The following is a 1,774-nucleotide window of genomic DNA, read 5'->3' as shown; positions in this document are numbered from 1 at the left end:
AGCAGGTGGCGGACGCCGTGGTGGGTGGTGAGGTGGTGGGCCAGGAGACGGCCGAGCGAGCCGGTGGCGCCGGTGATCAGGACCGTACCCTCCGGGTCCAACTCCCGCGGGACCGACAGCAGGGTCTTCCCGACATGCTGGGCCTGGCTCAGGAAACGCAGCGCCTCCGGCGCGTTCGCGAGGCCCCACGCCGTGATCGGCGGCGGCGTCAGCGCCCCGGCCTCGAACAGGGCCAGCAGTTCGTCCAGCATCTCCCGGATACGGTCCGGCCCGGCGTCCTGCACGTCGTAGGCCGCGTACCGCACACCGGGATGGGCCGCCGCCACCTCGTCGGCGTCCCGGATGTCGGTCTTGCCGATCTCGAGGAAGCGCCCGCCGCGCGGCAGCAGCCGCAGCGAGGCGTCCACGAACTCGCGGGCGAGCGCGTCGAGTACGACGTCCATGCCGTGGCCGTCGGTGGTGGTGCGGAAGTGCTGTTCGAAGTCGGTGGTGCGGGAGTTGGCGAGGTGGGCGTCGTCCAGGCCGAGGGCGCGCAGGGTGTCCTGCTTGCCGGGTGAGGCGGTGCCGTAGACCTCGGCACCCAGGTGGCGGGCGATCTGCACGGCGGCCATGCCGACACCGCCGGCCGCCGCGTGCACCAGCAACCGCTCCCCGGCCCGCAGACCCGCCAGGTCCACCAGCCCGTAGTACGCCGTCAGGTACACCACCGGAACGACCGCCGCCTGCTGGAACGACATCCCCGTCGGCACCCGGCCCAGCAGCCGCTCGTCGGTCACGCCCACGGGCCCGAGCCCACCGGAGGGGAACATCCCGAACACCCGGTCCCCGGGCGCGAACCGGCTCACCCCGGGCCCGGCCTCGATCACGACACCGGCACCCTCGCCGCCGATCCGGGCGTCGTCGCCCGGATACATCCCGAGACCGATCATCACGTCCCGGAAGTTGAGACCACCGGCCCGCATCGCCACCCGCACCTCGCCGTCCCGCAACGGCGCGTCACCCTCGGGGTGGGACACGAACGCGAGATTCTCCAGCGTGCCCCGACGCGTCACGTCCAGCCGCCACGCCCCCTCGCCCTCGGGCGGAGCGAGCACACCACGCGCGTCGTCGGCCCGCACCAGCCGGGGCACATACGCGGCCCCGTCCCGTACGGCCGCCTCCGGGGCGTGCGCGGCCAGGGCCGTCGTGATCGCGTCGCCGTCCGCACCGGAACCGTCGAGATCCAGCAGCGCGAACCGCTCCGGATTCTCCGTCCGCGCCGACCGTACGAGCCCCCAGACCGCCGACGCGGGCAGATCCCGCACCTCCGGGCCGGTCCGCACGGCCACCGCCCGCCGGGTGACGACCACCAGCTCCGACGCGGCGAACACCTCGTCCCCCAGCCACCGTTGAGCCAGAACGGCGACCTCACCGACGAGGGCGTGCGTGGCCGCGGGAACGTCGTCCGTCTCCCGGCGCGGGTCCTCGCCGACGCAGGTGACGAGGATCCGCGCCGGGATCCCGTCTTCGGCGGTGCGCAGTTCGTCCAGGTCGGCGAACACGACGGCATCACTCAGCATCTGGGCGAGCCCGAGCGGATCCGGGCCCACGACAGCCACCGTGCCTTGGTCGGCCTGGGGCCCTCCGGCGTCTACGGGCTGCCATTCGACCAGGTGCAGTGGGTTGTTCGTCGTGCCTGTCCTGTTCGTGGTGCGGAGTTGGTCCGGGGAGATGGGGGTGAGGGTGAGTTGGGTGATGGTGAGGTGGGGGGTGGTGAGGGTGAGGGTGGTGTCGG

1 protein-coding gene is annotated in these 1,774 nt (G+C 73.1%); it reads right to left on the bottom strand.

What is annotated here, in order from left to right:
• A partial coding sequence (locus ABZ915_RS48715; protein WP_361817928.1) for a zinc-binding dehydrogenase occupies positions 1 to 1,774 on the bottom strand: 1,774 nt, incomplete at both ends.

Source organism: Streptomyces sp. NPDC046915, assembly GCF_040644935.1.
Classification (GTDB): Bacteria; Actinomycetota; Actinomycetes; order Streptomycetales; family Streptomycetaceae; genus Streptomyces.
The sequence above is the reverse complement of the archived record's forward strand: the minus strand, read 5'-3'. Positions and strand labels throughout refer to the sequence as shown.